The following is a 19,860-nucleotide window of genomic DNA, read 5'->3' as shown; positions in this document are numbered from 1 at the left end:
GATAGCCCGGACGCTCGCCGGGCTATGACGGTTGATTGGACACTCTATTCCACCACCTTCACCCATTGTCCAGCCGTACGTGCATAGATCGAATTGTCATACATCGCTTCTATAGCCACGGCAGGTAAATAGAATTTACCTTTATAAGAAGCATTGAGTTTGATCTCAAACGTCTTCTTTTCATTTGGTTTCAAATCGAAATATTGCATTACTCGATCATCACGAATATCTATGTAATCTGGTTGATCGCTACTTCCTGAATCTGGCGTCTCATTCAAGCGTGTGTTTATGATTTCCCATCCAGATGGAAAGATTTGTGTCAAGGCTAAATCTTTATATTCTCCTCTTACTCCCGGATGATGAATGGTTACTTGAGCCGTGAAATTAGTGCTTTGATTCAGATCGGTGATATTCAAAGTTTTACCATTTTTACCCTTATAGCTCACGGTCATTTTGATGTTTTCAGCTTTGGCAATCTCCTCACCTCCCAGTGGAATGCCAGTGCGAATGATTCGTGCATATAAGGGTGCATTACCATTGTTTTTGATAACCACGGCCTGTGACTTTTCCTTTTCATCAATCAGAATTTGAGTCACGTATTTTCCTTTTTTGAAACTAGCTACGGCACTGCCCACATTCACTTCAAAATCCATGGCTTCGTTCAATTCTGCTCCTTTCGTATAGCTGGCAATTGCCACCAAACTGTAAGCGGTTGTTTGCGTACTCATCCATCGGTTTTTGTCACCCATCTGCAAAGCGATTTCTTCAAGAATCTGATAAGCTTCTTCTTTTCTATCCAAAACAGAAAGTGTTTCTAATATCATGGCTCGATCACGAAGTCTTGAACCATAGGTATAAGAAGGGCGAGCATATTTTTCAACCGTTTTAGATAAACCATCAATCATCGTTTCAGCAGGGCCTTTGTGTCCCGCTAGGGCATAAGCCAAGGCCAAGCGCCATTTGGCTACATGACTGATGTCATCCATTTCTTTCATGCGATTCATTGCCCCTAATGCTTTTTCGTCTGCTAGAATCAATGTGTACAGTCTATAGGCTTGAATCAGATCATTGTCCCTTCTTCCTCCTTTAGACCATTGATTGGCTTGCCTCTTTTGGAATTTAGCCCAGCGACTCATCAATCCTTCTGGCACGGCGTAACCTTTCTTTTTGGCTTCCAACAAGAAGTGTCCTGCATAATTTGTTCCCCAGTCATTTTCTTCTATCTGGCCTGGCCAGTAAGCCATACCACCATTGACTGTTTGAAAACTGCTAAGCCTTTGTATCGCTGCGTTGATATTTGTGCTGATTTGCGCTTTACGATCATCTGACAACTCAACGAAATCTTCCAAATATAACTGGGCAAATACCGAAGAGGTAGTTTGCTCGATACAGCCATGTGGGTATCGAATCAGGTAACGAAGTCGCTGCTCTAAATTAAGTGATGGAAGAGAAGAAAGTTCTATCAGCCCTTCATTGGTACCGATCATGCCGAGTGGCTTATAGTTTGCATTCCAGCTCGTGTTGGCCGCAATTAGTTCACTCTGCACATCAACCATTTCAGGATTAGATGCTCTCACGTCTAATTCAATTTCATGATTGGATGTGATAGTACCTCCTTTGGCATGGACGGTCACTTTAGCAAAACCCAAAGCTTCTGATGCTTTTACTCTAAAATAAACCACTTGCTCACCTGGTTGAGTAAAATTGACGGTTTGGGTTTTTTGACCCATAACTTTCAATTTTCCCTCTTCTTTTACAGAAACAGAGACTTTCTTGATTTTGGTGTCATTCACAAACACCGTGACAGGCAAGTCCATTTCTTCACCCGGCCCTGCTACTCTTGGCAGCGTGGCCAATACCATGACAGCTTGTTTCACAGGCGTGGTTTGCTCCACTGACCCGTAAGCACCTTCATGTGCAGCCACTACCATGGTTCGTACACTGCCTACATACTGTGGCATGGTGATTTTATGCGCAGCGGTTTCACCTGCTTTTAGTTGGAATGGACCTAAGTATTTCACCACAGGTTTAAATCTATTCGCCTTCTTAGCATCCTGTGCTTCTAGTGGTGCATCCCCACCTATAGCTAGCAGTCTTTCTAATTTTCCACCATAAGCGCCAATCACATCATCATACAAATCCCAGGTTTTAACACCAAGGGCTTCCCGTGCATAAAAAGTATTCCAGGGAGATGGCGTTTTATATTTGGTCAAGTCCAAGATACCGTCATCCACCATAGCCACCGAATATGCCATGGTTCTGCCGTTTTGTTCGCTTACTTTCACTTCGAAAGTTTGCTCTGGATTCAATTCCTTTGGCATTGCGATTTGTGGCTTCAATGTGGTGTTTGGATCTATTACTTTGATAGACTGAATGCCATACATTCGAATAGGCAAATCATTGGCTGTTTGTGCATGCGGCTGAATCATGGTGATATGCGCATATACATTAGGAGACATATCCGATGTAGCTTCAAATTGAATGGCGGTAGATTTCTCTTCTGTTTCTACCCAGAACGATTGGATAATTTTCTTGCCTGTTTCTAAACTCACGAGAACTCGCCCACCTTTGGAACTTGGGAATGTCAATTTCACTTGCTCGCTTACGTCATAGGTTTCTTTTTCCACCTCGAAGTTGAGCATGCTTACACCGCCTGCATCTCCTCTTTTGCCTTTGCCAGCCCATCCTGGCCAGTCGATATAAACTACCTGTCCAGCACTATGACCTGAAATTGGATCAGTCACTTTCACATAATATCTGCCCCAGTCAGGATATTTTACATTCAATTTCCATTGACCTTCTCCGTTTGATGTGTTGATTGTGGTATTTTGTATAGGCGTATTGTAATTGCGGTTGACGTAGTTACCAATGTCGTCGTAGCTATTGTCCCACCACCAGCGCCAGCTGAGCTTGTAAAATTCTACTTCTACATCTCGTCTGCTTACTGGCTGGCCTTTGGCATCTACCGTCACGATTCGAATGTTGTGGTCTTCGTCTGTAAGTAACATACCTCGTTTGTCTCCTTCAGGGGCTTTTAGGCCAACGAATGAGGTATATGGGTAATATGGAATACTGACCTGATCTATGCTAAAATTGCCGCTTTCTTCATACACTTTACCACTAAACGTGGCTCTGAGTGCGCCAGGTGAATTGTTTTCCATGTTTAAGTCCAAGTTTACTTTAGCAAACCCATTAGCATCTAGTCTTCCAGAGAAGACCTCTTGGCTTTCGGCATAAAAGTATTTGGACTCATCGTCGAAACTGAAGCTAGGAAAGTCTTCAAAAGTTGTTTTTACCGGTGAAACGATCATTTCATACTCTGCCTTCAATCCCCCCGCTGTTGCTCCATGGAGCCATTTTACATTCAAATCGCCAGAGATATTATCATCCAAAGCCGTGAGTCTATCCTTTTTGAAATCGAGCTCGATTTTCAAACGGTTGGGTTTGATCGTTTCTATTTTCAAAGACTTATAGAAAGTGGCTCCTCCAGCTTTAACTACCGCTTGCCAACTACCGGTTGGTGCATCGGCTGTGGTCGAAAGGTTAAATGCGTACATGCCGGATACAGACTCCGTTTTTACTACTTTCTTAACCAGTTGCCCTTGTGGATTATTGAACTCTAGTATGACGGGATAGCCTTCTGGTAAGACATTTTCTTTGTCTTCCAAAATAAAAGTCAGATAAATGTCATCTCCAGGCCGCCAAACGCCTCTTTCTCCATAGATAAACCCTTTGACTCCTTTTTGAATTTTTTGACCAGTCACATTAAAATTACTCAGCGAAAGAGAAGAACCGTCATCTATTTTGAGATAACCCATTTGATCTCCAGATTTTGCTACAAGTAAGAAGGGTTTGCCCTTCATTTTGATTTTAGCCTGACCGTCATTTCCAGTGATGGCAGATCCAATGGCTTGCTGTTGATAATCATAAACAGCCAAACTCACATCAGAAAGTGGTTTGGTATCCAGCATATTGGTTGTGAAAACGTGCAGGTCGCCATGGTCACTTCTTTTGGCTACTAAACCAAGGTCTGAAGCTAAAACTAGCTTGGTCGGAGTGTTCCGATACATGTAATAAGAGTCATGGCATGGATTTTCGCGTTCGCGCCAGTCGTAGTTGTTATAGGAGTAATAATTTTCATAGTTGTCCCAGTTGCTACTTTCTTCTTGACTGTCCCAGGCATCCAAGTTTTCTAATTCACCTTCTTCAGTATTTGGGCAAAAGAAAGCCGATTGTCCTTTCCGGAAACCCAATTTGATTTGATACATCGCTCCGGGCTGTATTTTGGTAAACTCAGCAATATCTAGCGTGTAGCGATTCCATTGGTTTAGGTCGGTGACACCTGTCTCTAATAGATTGATGGTTTTTCTGGCCACAGGTCGTCCTACTCGGTTGAGTTCATATTCATCTCCCATGCTGTTGACTTGCAGGTATTGGAGGATATTGTCTTCAAAAACTTGAACGATGGTGACATCTACAGCTTTCAACCCTACGGCCTCAAATGGAATGATTAACCCTTCGGAATTTGGGATGATGGTGCCGCTATTGGCTGCCATTCTCACGTCTGGTTTGGCCTGTGTTAATTCTAATTCTTTAGTAAAATCTTCTTTTAGCGTATAGCCGGCAGAATTTTTTATTTTAGAGAATATCTTGAGAGAGATAGTTCCTTCTATCTCAGCGGTTGGGTATAGCTTCAATTCATTTTGATCAATGGCATATCTAGGTTGGTTGCTTCCCAAGGTGATAAAACCTTTGAGGTTTTGTTTGGGCATCAATGGGTCGGAGAACAAAACAGAAATGTAGTCCTGCGAACCACGTGCGATATTGACAGACAGTACTTTATAATCATTTATAGAAGGAATTTCATAATCCAAATCATCAGACTCGTCTACTTGTATACTTGTGCCATTCCAGGCAATGTTCACTTCGCTAGACTTTTCGCCCCGCTTCACATTTTCAACAGTAAAGGAATGGCGAGTCGGAGTAGAGTGTGTCCAGGATAGAGATAAGCTGGTTTGATCCTGAGAAGCTGTAAGAAGTTGTTCGACGGCTTGGTTATCCACGTCATCCGCCGTTTGGACTTCTCCATTCAATTTTACTTTGGACAGGTCTTTTGGGTCGTATATAGCCATTCCCAACATTTTGACTTCAAAGTTTTGAGGGATGGTTCGAAATGCAAATTTGAATTCTCCTTTGTCCTTAGAATCTGGAAGGATTTCGGCAAGACTGAAAGTAGCACTGTAGCTGGTTCCGTTTTGGAGCTTTCCGGCAGGCTCGAAAATAATGGTTCGGTTATCTTCCCAGTAAGCTTTGCCTTTGAGTGTGGGTTCAAACTCGAAAAGATCAGATGACACCTCAGCACCCGGTTTAATCTCATCCACCGGCTTGGCCATTTTAATTTTGATCTTCGACTGGGCAGAAATGACCCCAGAAGTATAAGCCGAGATATAATCTACAAAGAGACTTTTGGCTTGATCGAAGTTAGGTCCTTCGATTTCAGATTTCTTTGAGCAGCTAAAAATGAATAAAACTGCCATACAGGCAAGGAGGAATTTTTTCATGGTGGTTTACGGATAATTATAGGGTTATAAAAATAGGGGATTGATAATTCATGCAAAGAATTGTACAAACTAAATTTTCTTTGTCATTTCGACGATAGGAGAAATCTAATTGTCAACATAGGAGTATGTTAAGATTTCTCCAGTCATCGGACTATCGTCGAATTCCTTGCGAAATGACAATAGTGAGGGTTCCTCATCTAGCCAGATTTGTCTAATTTTGCCGTCCAATAATTTTGGCGCAAGCCGCTCAATATAAGTACGCAAAAGATGGAATTGAATGCACTCACGGCGATCTCGCCAGTAGACGGAAGATACAGAAGACACACCGCTCAATTGGCTGAATATTTTTCAGAGTTTGGATTGATCAAATACCGGGTTCATGTGGAGGTGGAATATTTCATCGCGCTGTGCCAGCACCCATTACCGCAGTTGAAAGACGTGGATGCTTCCGTGTTTGGCAAGTTGAGACAAATCGTTGTGGAATTTTCTGAAGCTGATGCTCAAGCGATCAAAGACATAGAAAAAACAACCAACCACGATGTGAAGGCCGTAGAGTATTTCATCAAGGGAAAATTTGATGATTTGGGATTGGCTGATCACAAAGAGTTCATCCACTTTGGTTTGACTTCTCAGGACATCAACAACACGGCGATTCCATTGCAATTGAAGCACGCGATAGAGGAGGAGTTTCTTCCATTAATCAATCAGATCACGGATACATTGATGGGCTTGGCAGAAGATTGGAAAGATATTCCTATGCTGGCGAAGACACACGGTCAACCTGCCTCTCCAACTTTATTGGGCAAAGAAATTTTGGTGTTTCATGAGCGTTTGACTCAGCAGATCAATATGCTGGATGGAGTGAGGTACAGTGCCAAATTTGGCGGAGCTACGGGTAATATGAATGCACACCACATTGCTTATCCAGAAATGAACTGGATCAAGTTTGCCAACAATTTTGTGGACAACACACTTGGACTTAGAAGAAGCTATCCGACCACTCAGATTGAGCACTATGATGATATGGCTGCTTTGTTTGATAACCTGAAAAGAATCAATACCATTTTGATCGATTTTAGCCGAGACGTCTGGCAGTATATCTCAATGGGCTACTTCAAACAAAAAATTGTGAAAGGTGAGGTTGGATCTTCGGCAATGCCACACAAAGTGAACCCGATCGATTTTGAAAATGCTGAAGGCAATTTGGGAATTGCCAATGCCAATTATGATTTCCTATCTGGCAAATTGCCGATCTCAAGGTTGCAGAGAGATTTGACGGATTCAACGGTACTGAGAAATGTCGGTGTGCCGATCAGTCACTCGTTCATAGCGTTGAAATCTTTGGAGAAAGGAATTGGCAAGTTGGAATTGAATCAACATGCGATCGAATACGATCTAGATCAAAACTGGGCAGTGGTGTCAGAAGCTATTCAAACCATCTTGAGGAGAGAGGCATATCCAGCGCCTTACGAAGCACTAAAAGCTTTGACACGCGGTAATCAGGAAATCACTCATCAGGTAATTAAGGATTTTGTAGATACGCTAGACGTTTCTACTGAATTGAAGAAGCAGTTGAAGTCGATCACACCGTTTAATTATACTGGAATTAATCCGTTGGGCTAAATGATTGCCGTATTGCGGCATCCCTAGCTGATATTACTGCTGTAATTTCGACAGGTCGTGGGTCTGGCCCGCGAAGGAGCATATTATTACCCCCTACGATCGCCGCTGGTCATGGCGCAGGCTTTAAAGCGTTTGTTGACGGTGGCTTTCCACCAAGGGCCTTTAGTAAAAAACAGGATTGTCTTAGTAGAGGTGTTGGTTTTGAATCTGCGCCACCATGGTACAAGTCCAGGTTCGGGTCGGTGTTCTATGCTATATTCGAAGCCCATATTGTGAGTGACTTGCCGGGCACATGGATTCCCAAATAGCACTTTTCCTCCGTCTTTCACATAGATGTATCGAATCTTTTTTTCCTTTGGAAAATTGCTGCGTTTATTTTCTTTTACTTTCTTATTCACTTTTCGTGTAGGCAAATCTTCTTCAATGGGATTTTGTGCCCATGCTTCCATACTTCCGAAGAGTACGGCAAAAAAGACAAGCAAAAGAAAAGGCTTCATATTCGGATAATCATTTAACAAGACAAGATATAAACTGAATGGCAAAGAAGATAGTGCGTCAAAGGGAAATTATTCCTTCAATTTTAGCGGCTTCCTTATAATGGTCTATAATCTCCTGACTGGAAGAAGCCATCAATTTTACGGTGGTACTGATATATTTTCCCCCACTGGATTGTTTTTGCTTGACCTCGTGCTTGGGAAATAACTTTTCTATCTCGCTCACCTGATCTGGTTTTACGATAAACTTGAACACATAGAGTGTAGGAAAGCTATGAGTATTCTCTAATTTTTCTTTGAATGAGTCTGTAGATTGATCCATATAAACAAAAAAGTCACGTCCCCTTAGGAACGTGACTCAAATTTAAAGTTTTAATGACTAAAAGAACTTATATCTTTCGTCTTTGATTTCTGCCAATTCTTTGATCGTTTGATCAACATTATAAGCGATTCGACCCTGACGTTGTTGCAATACCTGAGTTCGATATGATTCGTAATCAGATACTTCAGGCGCTTCTAGTTTATTGACCATTTCAATAATCAACACACCATTATCAACGCTAAATGGTTTAGTCGTTTCACCGTTTTCCATCGAGAATGCAACACCAACAGCTTCGGGCGCTAGACCAACACTCTTTAGTGAGTTGCTACTCAATTTTAATGCAGGCATGTTATATACTTTAGCACCATCTCCATAACCAGCAGCTATTTCTTCCATTGAACCAGACAATCCATTCAATTTTTCAGAAATGATTTTTGCTTTTTTCTGGTCTCTTACTTTTTTGGTAATTTCAAATCTTACAGATTCCAATTCTGCAGCGCCTTCCTCTTGTTCATCAGTTAATACAGCGATTACATATTGATCGTCGATTTCAAAAACTTCAGACACATCGCCAAGACTAGCATTATTATATGCCCAATAAACGATACTTCTACCTTCTGAAATACCAGTGATTCGTCTATCGTTTTTACGAACGCGAGCGGCAGTTTTTACTGAAAGTCCTTTCTCTTTAGCCGTTGATTCGAATTCTTCAATGCTTGTGGCATTTAAAGCAAATTGCTCAGCGTCTCTATAATATTTATTTCTAGTGTCATCTGTAACAAAAATCTCCAAAGCGACTTTAGCAATTTTGTAAACTACATTCGTTTTGATTTCAGTCACATCAATGATATGATATCCAAACTGAGTTTCTACTACATCTCCTATAAGCCCTTTACTAGGTGCTGCAAAAACAGCCTCTTGGAATGGTGCTACCATAGCTCCTTCAGAAAACCACCCCAAGTCACCTCCTTTAGAAGCAGTTCCATCAGTACCGTGCAATCTTGCCATTTCGGCAAAGTCAGTACCATTTTTGATTTTTCTTAAAACGTCTCTTGCTTCTTTTTTAGCTTTAGCTTTTTCAGCATCGCTATCGCTAGCCCACTTGAATAGGATATGGCTGGCTCTAGCTGAATAGGTGTCGCTAGGTCTCATGGAAGCTACTTTGTATAAAACATAGCTGCCATTTTCTACTACTGGTCCTACAAAAGTACCAGAACCCATCACGACATCATCGCCAAGGAAAACAGCAGGAAGCTCACCAGGTGTATAATTTTTGAATGCATCTGAAGCATCAGAATTTACAACGGCAAAAGTGGAATCGTTATCCGTGCTGATCAATTCCGATTTAAGTTTTTCAATTTGTTCTACGACCATTGCCGTATCGTCAGCTGACGGGATCACATCAAAAGAAACATACTTAACTGATTTTGATTCTTCTCTTTGGTATTCTTTTTCGTTGTTGCTTAAGTAAGAATTCAACTCGCTATCTGATACTTCAATTGCTGAATCGGCCATAGACAAAAACGGAACGTACACATAGTTGATATCCGCTGTGTTGGATTCATTTTGATATTTGTATTTGGCTTCAGCTTCTGTAGCGTAGTTAGTTTTGATCATCAAGTTGTCAAACTTCAATCTCAATCTACCAGGACCTAAGTTTTTCTCGAAGTTGTACCAGTTGGCTCTTTGGGCAGGAGTTTGTTCTCCTAGGTTTTGCAGGAATGCTACTACATTGTCCTTGCTAAATCCGCCTGTTTCAGGGTCAGTGAATGCTTGTCTGATTTCTGGGCTTATATTATCACCTTGAACCATGTCAACAATCTCTTCATCAGATACGTTAATTCCTACGGCATTGAATTCATTTTTGAATGCGTATTCTGCAACAAGCGCATCCCAAGTTAGATTGCGAATGCCTGCCATGTCATTAGACGTTGGAGTTCTTCTGTTAGATTGTGTCCAGTTGTATTCTATTTCATCTTGTTTTGCCAAGAAGTCCTGATAAGAAATTTTAGAGCCAGCGATTTCGCCAACGTTGGTTTTTGAATTGCCAAGCAAAGTTGAATTTGGGCCTAATAGGTCAGCGCCTACGAATGCCACAATTGAAAATCCAATTAGGAAAACAATGATCTTACTCCCCTTCTCTCTTAGCGTATTTATTGCTGCCATTGTATAAGATTGTTTAAAACGAAGCGCAAAATAAGCAAGTCTGATGTTAATATCAAAATTTTCCTGCGCTTAGGAAATTGATTGTCACGGAGTTATGCTTGGTGGGTTTATTTTAAGACGAACCTTTTCAATTCTGGCTTCATCCATAAGTAGAATTTCCATAGAAAAACCTTCTATTTCGATGATTTGACCCTTTTTTGGTAGATTCTCATTAACAGATAAAATCAAGCCACCAATAGTGTCAAAATCGCCTTTTGGCAAGGACCATCCATAAGTTTCGTTTAGATAGGTAATTTCTTGCCTGGCACTCAGGTTATATTCACGATCATTTAGTTTTTCTTCAAGCAAATCTGACTCATCATGCTCGTCATGAATTTCTCCAAATATCTCTTCGATGATATCTTCGATACTCACAATACCTGATGTACCGCCATATTCATCTACAACTAGTGCTAATGTCTTATGATCGGTGATCATTTGTAGCAAGAGCTCATTGGCGGCCATAGTTTCGGGTACAATAATAATCTTCGTCAGAATACTCTTGATATCTGTTGGTTTCTTGAACAGCTCCAAAGAGTGACAATATCCAATGACATCGTCTATGGATTCGTTGTAGATGATAATTTTGGAATGCCCACTTTCGATAAATTGATTATTAAGTTCATCTATACTGGCATTGACGTCAATCGCAATAATCTCCGTTCTAGGAATCATACACTCCCGTACTTTGACGGTTTTAAAATCAAGCGCATTGTTGAAATACTTAGTATCTACATCTTGCTCCGCTTGATCAATTCGATCATCTGCAATTTTTTTAATGTAATTGTTAAGATCCGTGAGGCCAAATACAGGAATTTCATCGGAATAATTGAGTCTAAGCAATTTGACTATGAAAATTTTACTCGCAAAAACGATGAGGAAAACTGCGGGACTTAGTAAATAATAAATGACTAAGAACGGGACGGCCAGAAAGGATAGAAGCCGATAAGGATTAACTAAGAATATACTTTTAGGAATGTATTCAGCCGTAAACAATACAATGACCGTTGAAATAATAGTTTGCAAGAGCAATACAACCAGATCGTTGGAAAATTGGACTGGTAAAATTCTAACCAACCAGGGATCCAATAGCATGGCCATAAAAATACCATAGATCACTAATGTAAGATTGTTTCCAATTAGGGTAGTGGCAATAAAATTCGAAGGTTTACGGGCAAATTTGGAGAGCACCCTGGCCGAAAGGGTACCTTGCTGACCTTGTAGCTCTATATGTAGTTTATTAGTCGTAATAAATGCAATTTCTAGTCCTGAAAAAAGAGCTGAAAAAATGATACATACGATGATTACGCCTACAAGAAATGGATCCATTAGCTTATTGCCTCTCCTTTTTTAGTTTGTATAAAAGTATAAGAGAAATACTTAGCATAAAAATCCAATAAGAATGCATGAACCCCAAAGTCATCGTTTGGTGCAATCCAATAAGGAAAAATGCTGCCGAAAATGTAAGAATGATAATTTGAAATAATTTCATTGTCGGTTATTCTCGGGGTGGTGGATTTGTGGGTGCTGGCATGATTGACATCGTTCCACTAGGTTTAAGTATCGTGTATTCTTCAAAATCCTGAGTAGCTTCTAGCCCTTCACCTGTAAGTACTTCATCTTCTGTTTTTATAGTGACAAAATTGTCGGTATAAATTTGCTCTTCATTTGGATCCCAATTCAGTAGCTCAGTAGATAGTTCATCACCAGAAAAAAGACTCCGCATAATTACATTGCCTTCAGCTTGGTAATAATCTTCTTCTGAGAAGTAGTAGCCTTTATCTGCTACTAATGTGGAGGTGACCAGACCAAATGGGTTGTAAAACCTGAGATAAATACCATTTGGAAAATCACGATCTTGGTTTGCTAATACGAGTTGTGTTCGAGCGACCAGCCTAAGTTTGACGACGGCTGAGTCAGTAAGGAGCATGTCTATGTTTCGCATGGCTACTTCTGGGCCATCATAGATTTCATGTTCTATTTTCTTTTGCTCCTTGCAACTGAAAAGAGTGCTAATTAGACAAACAACAAACCATGATTTATTCATCAAATAATTGTGATCATTTGTACAAAAATAAAAAAGCACTCTGAGGGAATTACTACCTTCAGAGTGCTTTTTATATAGTGATAACTTTTCTTAGGGTCTTCTTTCTAGCACTACTGTTTCATTGATCCAGCAACCTACTGTCATAGATTGGCCTTCAGTAAGTCCTAATTCAAAAATTTCTTCGATCGAAGGAAACTGCTCCTTGGCCTTAGCCATGGCAGAGGTGTCTCCTGCTCTTTTATATTGATTGTAAGCAGCAATGAAAACTAATCGATCATCAACTTTGCTTACCCCAGCTTTACAGTCGTTATAACTTTGCATATAAAGATTGCCAATGAGTGTATACGCTTTTTTTGCAGAAGGGTCGTTAGCCAAAGCTTTTCTTGCATTAGTTCTGGCGGCTACTTTATTTTCATTCGAAGCGTACATTTGTGCAAGACTCATATAGATTTCTGATTTTTTCAAGTTGTCTTCAGTAAGATCTAATGACTGAGAATAGTATTCATTCGCCTTACCTAAATCACCCGAAGAGGCATGTTTCATAGCAATTACTTTGGCCAAACCAAATGCAGGCTCACTTTGGTAAACCATTTCTGCTGCTTCAACGAAGGTTGGACTATCTGAACATTTAGCGGTTAGCATCAACTGGAAAACCTTTTTGGCCATTTTTGGGTCTTTATTTTCCCTCATTTTAGGTGCTAACTTCTCTTCTACAAATGCACAATCTACTGTAACTGTAGCAGTCAAGAGCTTGTCTACATTCGCCTGAATTTTTTCCAATCTTGGTACATTTCGTCCTTTTGCGATTTTACCATCAATTACGTCAGAAATCATTCCATATCGGTCAATTACATCTTCGTCAGAAATATCACCACCACTTAATTTGTATCTTCTTACAACATCCATATAGGCCATCAAGTTGTTGTCCAAAGTTTTGGCTTTGTTCATATCGAAAGTTTGATCGAAAAGAGTCATCAACTCCTGATATTTGGATCTCGTACCTTTGTAATATTTATAGGCGGTAAAAGCTTTTCTATTGAGCACATTGGCTTCATCTCCGAAATACTTGATTCTATCGTCGTACATCGAGAGTGCTTTTTCCTGTAGTGCTAATTTTTTAGCTGGGTCTGATTCGGCATCGACCAAACCTTCGTAGATTTTAGCACCATTGATATATAATGACTCATTGAGATCAGGTGCATTGTCTAGCAACCACTGGTGTGGAGCGACTGCAGTTGCAAATTGCTTGCTTTTTACTGCATCTACGTACAATGCATTTTTTTCTTTGGCCGTTTCTACATCTTCAGGCCACTTCCACCCCTGCTGTGCAATTGAGATTGTATTTATGGCTATAAATAATCCTAATAGTACTAGCTTTTTCATATTTTCAAAATTTAAAAATCTTTAGCCTTTTAATATTCTAAAGGCAAAACATTGCTGATTTCACTTAAAGAAAGCGCAACATAATAATTAATTGTATTTTCTTCTAACAAACCAGCGATCATTGATCGTTGCGCCTAACACAAATTTGAAGTATTGTTCTTTTACAAGCACTCCAGAAGCTTCTCCACGTTGACCATATTTAACAGCCATGTTAATTGCAGATACTCCTTTTACTGGTAAGGACCAGCCAAAATTGATGCCAAAGTTATTTATTGTTTTCCCGTCTATTACAAAAGGTTCTTGTTTATAGTCCAAGCCGATTCGATATTTTATTCTTTTGAGGTAACTATTAACGTCATTATATTTTGGAGTTATTTGAAAGCCCAGACCGATGGCCCAAGTACTTCTGTATTCCTCAGCATCTTGACCTAAACTAGTGTCATCGTATAAAAATCCAGCATTTTCTTGCCAAAATGATCGTTTTATATCCAGTCCTATACTCAACTTATTAAGTATTTGCCAAGAAAACCCAACACCTAATTCTGCAGGTAGTTGATACTTTCCAGACTCGTCATTAATTAAAGTGTCTCCAGGCACATAATTTCCAGTAGTAGTTTCAATTTCAAGTCGATCAAGTCTATTGCCATTAATGTTACCACCAAGGTCATACGTTAAGCCGAAATTCAAAAGATTGGTTTCAGTCACTGCTTTACTATAAAAAAAGCCTAACCCAAGATCAAACCCTGAGTAATTTGTTTTTTCATGCCTTCCAGTTGGAAATTGCTGCGTGACCCCTTCTCCATCTAGGTAGATGGATGTTCTGGCTTCAGTTAAACCAAATATATAGGACATCCGAAGTCCAGCTGAAAGTCCTTTGGCTATTTTCAAGCCATTAGAAAAGTAAACCTGATTTAATCCTCCATCACCTTCAAAATCGAAAATGGCATCGACGTTTGTACCATCTACGTCCTGTCTAGTGCTGAAGCTGTAGTTGACCGAACTGTATGGCATGAGACCAATGTTGGATGTCCATTTATTGGGAATAATTGGAAAAGCGAGAGTAAGATATTTGAAACCTCCAGTTCCCACTTTTACAGAATTGAATTCGTTTGAAACTGTTCTGTTTTCTCCTTCCACACCAATTTCAAAAACGGTTAGCGAATTGTAAGTAAGAAGGGCAGGGTTCATATTATTGACATGCCAGACGGATGGAGTGGCTATGCCTACATTACCCATTGCGGCATTATTTGCGAGCGCCATCCCATTCAAGTCCCCCACGCCAAACACGGTATAAGGGGAGTATTTGTTTTGCGCTAAAACAAATTTGCAGCTTAAAAAAGCTGCAAGAATAATCATCCATTTAACTCTGTTCATTGTACTCCAATATCCTGTTCAATCCGATCAACACCAATTTAGGGGATGCAAAGATGGTTGCTTTTAAATTAGATTCAAAACTATTTGCTGCTCTGCCACATATAATGACTTCTAAATCAGGCCATTTGGCCTGATAACGACTTATTATACCATCCATTTCAGCTAAAATTCCATTAACAACACCACTTATCATCGCTTCTTCAGTCGATTTTCCAATCAATTCAAAAGAATTATAATTAGTGATTAATGGTAGCCTTTTGGTGTAATCATTCATGGCACGGAATCTCAAATCAATTCCAGGGGAAATACTTCCGCCGAGATATTTATTGGTTTTGTCCAAAAAATCATATGTAATGCAAGAACCTATGTCTATAACCAAATTGTTTTTCCCTGAATTGATACATTCAGCACCTGCAAGGGCAGCTACTCTGTCCACTCCTAATGTGGTTTTTGTTTTATAATGATTTTCGAAGGGAGTTGGCGTGTTGGAGTCTAAAATAATTATTTGATCAGCTGTTAGTAAACTTTCCAAACTATGTTCGCCTGAAGTAACTGAAGAGATTATTATACGTTTAGGCTCATTTTGCTTTACGATAGCAATGACCTCTTCGATGTTCTGCAATACCCAGTCCTTGGTCAATTCATTATTACGAAATAGGCCAACTTTTATCGAAGAATTGCCCATATCGATAACGAGATTATTCAGCTTATTGCTCATAGTCAATTGTTATCTTTATTGTACTTTTTCTATACTGTGAAATTAAAGGGAGAACTTATTACGCACAAAAATTGTAAAATATTAATACAACACGTTTGGTTTTCGCCTCACAGACAATATCTTTATTACATTGTAATTGGCCTGCTATGAGAAGAATAAAAAAATTACCTTTTGAAACTAAAATGATCGGTTCAGATTTAATATAATTGCCCTCATTTATTTCTATTAGCAGTATGTACAGATATTTGGTGTTTTTTATTTTGTTGTGCTTTACCCTGAAGGGGTATGCTAGCGATATGGAGACCAAAAATTCGGATTCTTTTGGAGTAGAGGTAGTTACAAGTTCCGACAGCTTATCAGAAATAGAAAGTGAAGATGCCCATCATCACGCGCCTGCCTGGAGCGTAATACCATTTGCCTTATTGCTAATAATGATTGCCACAGGCCCATTGTTCTACGAGCATTTTTGGCACAAAAACTATCCTATTGTAGCCTGCATATTAGCAGCCTTGGTCGTTCTCTACTACTTATTCGGGTTGCACAATGTCCATGCGCCTGTACATGCTTTTGCAGAATATGCTCAATTTATAGCATTGTTGAGTGGTTTGTTTATTGCCTCAGGAGGGATCATGATAGAGGTAGATAAAGAAGCTAAACCGGTTACTAATGTCATCATCTTACTCATAGGAGCAGTAGTTGCCAATATAATTGGGACTACCGGAGCTTCTATGTTATTGATTCGGCCATTTATCAGATTGAATAAAAACCGTATTAAACCCTATCACATCATATTTTTTATATTTATGGTAAGCAACATTGGTGGTTCATTAACTCCGATTGGAGACCCCCCTTTGTTCCTTGGATTTTTGAAAGGGGTACCATTTTTCTGGACGCTCGAACATAACTTTATTCCTTGGTTATTTGCCTGTTTGGCTTTAGCCACTATTTTCTATTTTACAGACAAAAAAAATAAGTCTGATTATAGTTTTGGAGAAAGCACGCACCAGCCTTCGAATACAGTTACGCTCGTAGGAACTAAGAATTTTCTTTGGTTAGCTGTTATTGTAGGTGCAGTATTCTTAGATCCGAATGTGTTGGATTGGGTGCCTGCTATTCACTATGATGGACAGAAATTCTCATTTATTCGAGAAATTATCATGCTTACGGCAGGATATTTATCTTACAAATTTGCGAATAAAGAGGCCTTGCAATGGAACGAATTTAATTTTGAACCCATTCGAGAAGTTGCCTTTATATTTATTGGCATTTTTGGGACTATGATGCCTGCATTGGAGCTGGTTGGGAATTTTGCCCAATCAGATGCTGGAGCCGCTATGATTACTCACAATTCTTTGTATTGGGGAACTGGTTTACTTTCAGGTTTTCTGGACAATGCTCCTACGTATCTCAACTTTTTGACTGCTGCATTAGCTTCACAAGGAGGTTCTATTAGCACAATGTCAGATGTAATAGGATTTTCCAATGGTGAATTTGTCGACTCCATATTGTCACTCAAAGCCATTTCGGTTGCGGCAGTATTTTTTGGTTCGATGACCTACATTGGAAACGGCCCAAATTTTATGGTGAAGTCTATTGCAGAGCAGGTAGGAATTAAAATGCCTTCGTTTTTTGGCTATATCATCAGATTCTCAATACCAATATTGTTGCCACTATTTGTGATTGTTTGGTTGGTTTTCTTCTATTGGGGAATTCTCTAAACGACTATTAAAGAGCCAGCATTTTAATGGCTGTAATTGCAGCTTCATCACCCTTATTTCCATGTTTTCCACCAGCTCGATCGGTCGCTTGTTTTTGGTTTTCGGGAGTTAGTACACCGAAAATTACAGGCTTGTCATATTTTAGAGAGACATTGGTAATTCCATGTGCTACAGCATCACATATAAAATCAAAATGCCGGGTCTCCCCTTGGATGACACACCCTAAACAAATTACTGCATCCACATCATTTCTTTGAGCTAATTTTTGAGCCCCAAGACTTAACTCAAAACTACCAGGAACATCTACTCTATGGATATTTTCCTGAAGCGCTCCGTGTTTTTTTAGTGTTTCAATAGCTCCATTGTAAAGTGATTCTGTTACTTCTTCATTCCATTCAGACACGACAATAGCAAAGGTCTTATTGGATATGTCAATCATATTTTTGGAGCTGTAGTCACTTAGATTTTTTAGATTGCTTGCCATGGGGTTCTATTTTGGATTTTAAAATAAAAAAGGGAAAGGTAAAAACCCATCCCTTTTAAAATGTTTTTGCGAATAGCTTAGTTAGCTAACCCTTCGAGTCTAGCCACATGCTTTACAGACTCCTGGTATTCTGCAACACCATAAAAATCATTCACGATTGTTTGATAGTTTTCTTTTGCTCCACTCAAATTACCTGCTTGTTCGTTAGCAATAGCAGCTTTAACCAAATAGGTTGGGCTAAATTGTTTGTTTGCATTATAATCAGCAGCTTTTTCATATTGATCAGCTGCTTCACTATAATTACCCAATTCCATTTGAGCATCACCTATTAGTGAGTAAGCTCTTGCTTGAATGATATAATCCGAAGCACTGAAAGCGCTTAAGTAGCGAACAGCATTTTCGAAATCACCAAGCTTTAAGTAAGTGGCCCCTGCGTAATAATTAGCCATGTTGGCTGCGTCGGTCATGCCATATTCGCTTATGATTTCCAAGAAACCATAGTTGTTTCCATCGCCATTTAATGCTTTGCCTAAGCTATCTGCTTCAAAGTAATATACTGCTTGAAACATATCTCTTTGGGCATTATCGTTTTGGCCTTTTATGTAGTAGCTGCTAAACATATAGCCAACTATTGCAACTACAATGATTCCTGTGATTACAGATACAACAGTTTTATTCTTTTCAAGAAACTGTTCTGTCCTTGAAAGTTGTTCTGCAATGGCTTCCGGATTCTCAAACAAATCGTGGTCGTGATTCTCCGTACTTTTTCTCTTCTTTGTCATTCTATTTCAAAAATTCTGACCGCAAATGTAGCAATATTTTAAATTCAATAGTAAATGCTACAAATTATATCCGTGATTAGTCCTCCAAGAAAGGGTATGCTGGGTCGGCATACACATCTGTGTAGGCATTTTCTGGAGCAGGATATGCTGATTCTTCAGCGAATTTTACGCAAAGGCTTACTTCTTCCTTTACTTTTTGGTCAATTGTTGTTAATTCGTTTTCTGTTGCTAATTTTTTAGTAAGAATCTCTTTTCTTACCATTTCCACTGGATCTTTTGCTTTGTATGATTCTACCTCTTCCTTAGTTCTATATTTGGCAGGATCTGACATCGAGTGTCCTTTGTATCGATAAGTTCTCATTTCCAACAAAGTAGGACCGTCTCCTTTTCTAGCTCTCTCTGCCGCTCTAGCCACCGCGTGGTGCACGTCAATTACGGACATACCATCCACTGATTCAGACGGCATTTCATAAGCGCTTCCTAATTGATCCAAACCAGTTACGTTGGATGTTCTTTGGACTGAAGTTCCCATGGCGTAGCCATTGTTTTCAATCACAAAGATGGCTGGCAATTTCATTGTCATGGCCATATTTAGAGCCTCATGAAAGGCACCTTGTCTCACAGCGCCGTCACCCATATAGGTGATACTCAATTTGCCAGTGTTATTATATTTTTCTGCAAAAGCAAGACCTGCCCCTAAAGGTACTTGGCCTCCTACGATTCCATGTCCACCAAAGAAATGATGTTCTTTATCAAAAATGTGCATTGAGCCACCTTTACCTTTAGATATTCCAGTCTCCTTCGCAAATAGCTCAGCCATGATTTTTTTTGGGTCAGTACCTAAAGCAATTGGGTGAGCGTGATCTCTATATGCAGTGATATACTTATCTCCTTCTTCAAGCGCACTTACTGCTCCTGCTACACAAGCTTCTTGTCCAATGTACAAGTGACAAAAACCTTTGATCTTTTGCTGACCGTAAAGTTGACCTGCTTTTTCCTCAAACTTTCTCATCATCAACATAGTTTCATACCATGTCATATAGGTTTCTTTTGAGAATTCGTTTTTGGATGTTGCTTTTGATTTCTTTTTTTCTTTTACACTTGCCATTTCAAAAGTTATTTAAGCGGTTTGACTTATTTAAGTACTTT

General features: G+C 39.6%; 14 protein-coding genes. 2 read left to right on the top strand and 12 right to left on the bottom strand.

Annotated elements, in window-relative coordinates; translation table 11 throughout:
• Positions 1–44 precede the first annotated feature (44 nt).
• Positions 45–5,561 carry an MG2 domain-containing protein gene (locus ABJH98_RS19550; protein WP_348309467.1) on the bottom strand — a complete coding sequence of 1,839 codons (5,517 nt, stop codon included), beginning with the start codon at positions 5,559–5,561 and terminating at the stop codon, positions 45–47.
• Positions 5,562–5,828: 267 nt separating this feature from the next.
• Between ABJH98_RS19550 and purB the strand changes: the two genes are divergently transcribed.
• The gene (gene purB / locus ABJH98_RS19545; RefSeq protein WP_348309466.1) at positions 5,829–7,184 is read left to right on the top strand and encodes an adenylosuccinate lyase; all 1,356 of its coding nucleotides are present in this window, start codon (positions 5,829–5,831) and stop codon (positions 7,182–7,184) included.
• A gap of 86 nt (positions 7,185–7,270) precedes the next feature.
• Here purB and ABJH98_RS19540 read toward each other — a convergent pair whose 3' ends face one another.
• From ABJH98_RS19540 to ABJH98_RS19505, 8 genes are all read right to left on the bottom strand, one after another.
• Entirely contained in the window at positions 7,271–7,681 is a 411-nt protein-coding gene (locus ABJH98_RS19540) for a hypothetical protein (RefSeq protein WP_348309465.1), read from the bottom strand.
• 58 nt (positions 7,682–7,739) lie between these two features.
• Positions 7,740–8,000 (bottom strand): DUF493 family protein, encoded by a 261-nt coding sequence (locus tag ABJH98_RS19535; RefSeq protein ID WP_348309464.1) that lies wholly within the window; start codon positions 7,998–8,000, stop codon positions 7,740–7,742.
• A 57-nt stretch (positions 8,001–8,057) separates the two neighbouring features.
• A complete protein-coding gene (locus ABJH98_RS19530; RefSeq protein WP_348309463.1) occupies positions 8,058–10,166 on the bottom strand; it encodes a SurA N-terminal domain-containing protein in 2,109 nt (702 codons plus the stop codon).
• A gap of 84 nt (positions 10,167–10,250) precedes the next feature.
• Positions 10,251–11,534: a hemolysin family protein gene (locus ABJH98_RS19525; protein WP_348309462.1), complete on the bottom strand. Its 1,284-nt coding sequence runs from the start codon at positions 11,532–11,534 to the stop codon at positions 10,251–10,253.
• 169 nt (positions 11,535–11,703) lie between these two features.
• Positions 11,704–12,252 (bottom strand): LPS export ABC transporter periplasmic protein LptC, encoded by a 549-nt coding sequence (lptC, locus tag ABJH98_RS19520; protein ID WP_348309461.1) that lies wholly within the window; start codon positions 12,250–12,252, stop codon positions 11,704–11,706.
• Positions 12,253–12,342: 90 nt separating this feature from the next.
• Entirely contained in the window at positions 12,343–13,635 is a 1,293-nt protein-coding gene (locus ABJH98_RS19515; protein ID WP_348309460.1) for a hypothetical protein, read from the bottom strand.
• An 87-nt stretch (positions 13,636–13,722) separates the two neighbouring features.
• Positions 13,723–15,009, bottom strand: coding sequence for a hypothetical protein (locus ABJH98_RS19510; RefSeq protein ID WP_348309459.1), 1,287 nt, complete (start codon positions 15,007–15,009; stop codon positions 13,723–13,725).
• A complete protein-coding gene (locus ABJH98_RS19505; protein WP_348309458.1) occupies positions 14,996–15,727 on the bottom strand; it encodes a type III pantothenate kinase in 732 nt (243 codons plus the stop codon). Before ABJH98_RS19505 ends, ABJH98_RS19510 begins: the two co-directional genes overlap by 14 nt.
• Before the next feature lie 296 nt (positions 15,728–16,023).
• Here ABJH98_RS19505 and ABJH98_RS19500 point away from each other — a divergent pair, with 296 nt between their 5' ends.
• Complete coding sequence (locus ABJH98_RS19500; RefSeq protein ID WP_348309457.1) at positions 16,024–17,445, top strand: sodium:proton antiporter; 1,422 nt, start codon at positions 16,024–16,026, stop codon at positions 17,443–17,445.
• A gap of 7 nt (positions 17,446–17,452) precedes the next feature.
• On the opposite strand, the gene ribH is transcribed toward ABJH98_RS19500, so the two are convergent.
• The 3 genes from ribH to pdhA form a co-directional block, all read right to left on the bottom strand.
• Positions 17,453–17,929 (bottom strand): 6,7-dimethyl-8-ribityllumazine synthase, encoded by a 477-nt coding sequence (gene ribH, locus ABJH98_RS19495; protein ID WP_348309456.1) that lies wholly within the window; start codon positions 17,927–17,929, stop codon positions 17,453–17,455.
• Positions 17,930–18,006: 77 nt separating this feature from the next.
• On the bottom strand, positions 18,007–18,711 hold the full coding sequence (locus ABJH98_RS19490) for a tetratricopeptide repeat protein (protein ID WP_348309455.1): 705 nt from the start codon (positions 18,709–18,711) through the stop codon (positions 18,007–18,009).
• 76 nt (positions 18,712–18,787) lie between these two features.
• Positions 18,788–19,819 carry a pyruvate dehydrogenase (acetyl-transferring) E1 component subunit alpha gene (gene pdhA / locus ABJH98_RS19485; protein WP_084372917.1) on the bottom strand — a complete coding sequence of 344 codons (1,032 nt, stop codon included), beginning with the start codon at positions 19,817–19,819 and terminating at the stop codon, positions 18,788–18,790.
• Positions 19,820–19,860 lie beyond the last annotated feature (41 nt).

It is taken from the genome of Reichenbachiella sp. (assembly GCF_039969095.1).
Taxonomy (GTDB): Bacteria; Bacteroidota; Bacteroidia; order Cytophagales; family Cyclobacteriaceae; genus Reichenbachiella.
The sequence above is the reverse complement of the archived record's forward strand: the minus strand, read 5'-3'. Positions and strand labels throughout refer to the sequence as shown.

Excerpts from the sequence above, each read along its gene's own strand:
- lptC (WP_348309461.1), bottom strand. The coding sequence starts at position 12,252 with ATGAATAAATCATGGTTTGTTGTTTGTCTAATTAGCACTCTTTTCAGT.
- ABJH98_RS19515 (WP_348309460.1), bottom strand. The coding sequence starts at position 13,635 with ATGAAAAAGCTAGTACTATTAGGATTATTTATAGCCATAAATACAATC.
- ABJH98_RS19505 (WP_348309458.1), bottom strand. The coding sequence starts at position 15,727 with ATGAGCAATAAGCTGAATAATCTCGTTATCGATATGGGCAATTCTTCG.
- ABJH98_RS19490 (WP_348309455.1), bottom strand. The coding sequence starts at position 18,711 with ATGACAAAGAAGAGAAAAAGTACGGAGAATCACGACCACGATTTGTTT.
- ribH (WP_348309456.1), bottom strand. The coding sequence starts at position 17,929 with ATGGCAAGCAATCTAAAAAATCTAAGTGACTACAGCTCCAAAAATATG.
- ABJH98_RS19535 (WP_348309464.1), bottom strand. The coding sequence starts at position 8,000 with ATGGATCAATCTACAGACTCATTCAAAGAAAAATTAGAGAATACTCAT.
- pdhA (WP_084372917.1), bottom strand. The coding sequence starts at position 19,819 with ATGGCAAGTGTAAAAGAAAAAAAGAAATCAAAAGCAACATCCAAAAAC.
- purB (WP_348309466.1), top strand. The coding sequence starts at position 5,829 with ATGGAATTGAATGCACTCACGGCGATCTCGCCAGTAGACGGAAGATAC.
- ABJH98_RS19540 (WP_348309465.1), bottom strand. The coding sequence starts at position 7,681 with ATGAAGCCTTTTCTTTTGCTTGTCTTTTTTGCCGTACTCTTCGGAAGT.
- ABJH98_RS19525 (WP_348309462.1), bottom strand. The coding sequence starts at position 11,534 with ATGGATCCATTTCTTGTAGGCGTAATCATCGTATGTATCATTTTTTCA.
- ABJH98_RS19500 (WP_348309457.1), top strand. The coding sequence starts at position 16,024 with ATGGAGACCAAAAATTCGGATTCTTTTGGAGTAGAGGTAGTTACAAGT.
- ABJH98_RS19550 (WP_348309467.1), bottom strand. The coding sequence starts at position 5,561 with ATGAAAAAATTCCTCCTTGCCTGTATGGCAGTTTTATTCATTTTTAGC.
- ABJH98_RS19530 (WP_348309463.1), bottom strand. The coding sequence starts at position 10,166 with ATGGCAGCAATAAATACGCTAAGAGAGAAGGGGAGTAAGATCATTGTT.
- ABJH98_RS19510 (WP_348309459.1), bottom strand. The coding sequence starts at position 15,009 with ATGAACAGAGTTAAATGGATGATTATTCTTGCAGCTTTTTTAAGCTGC.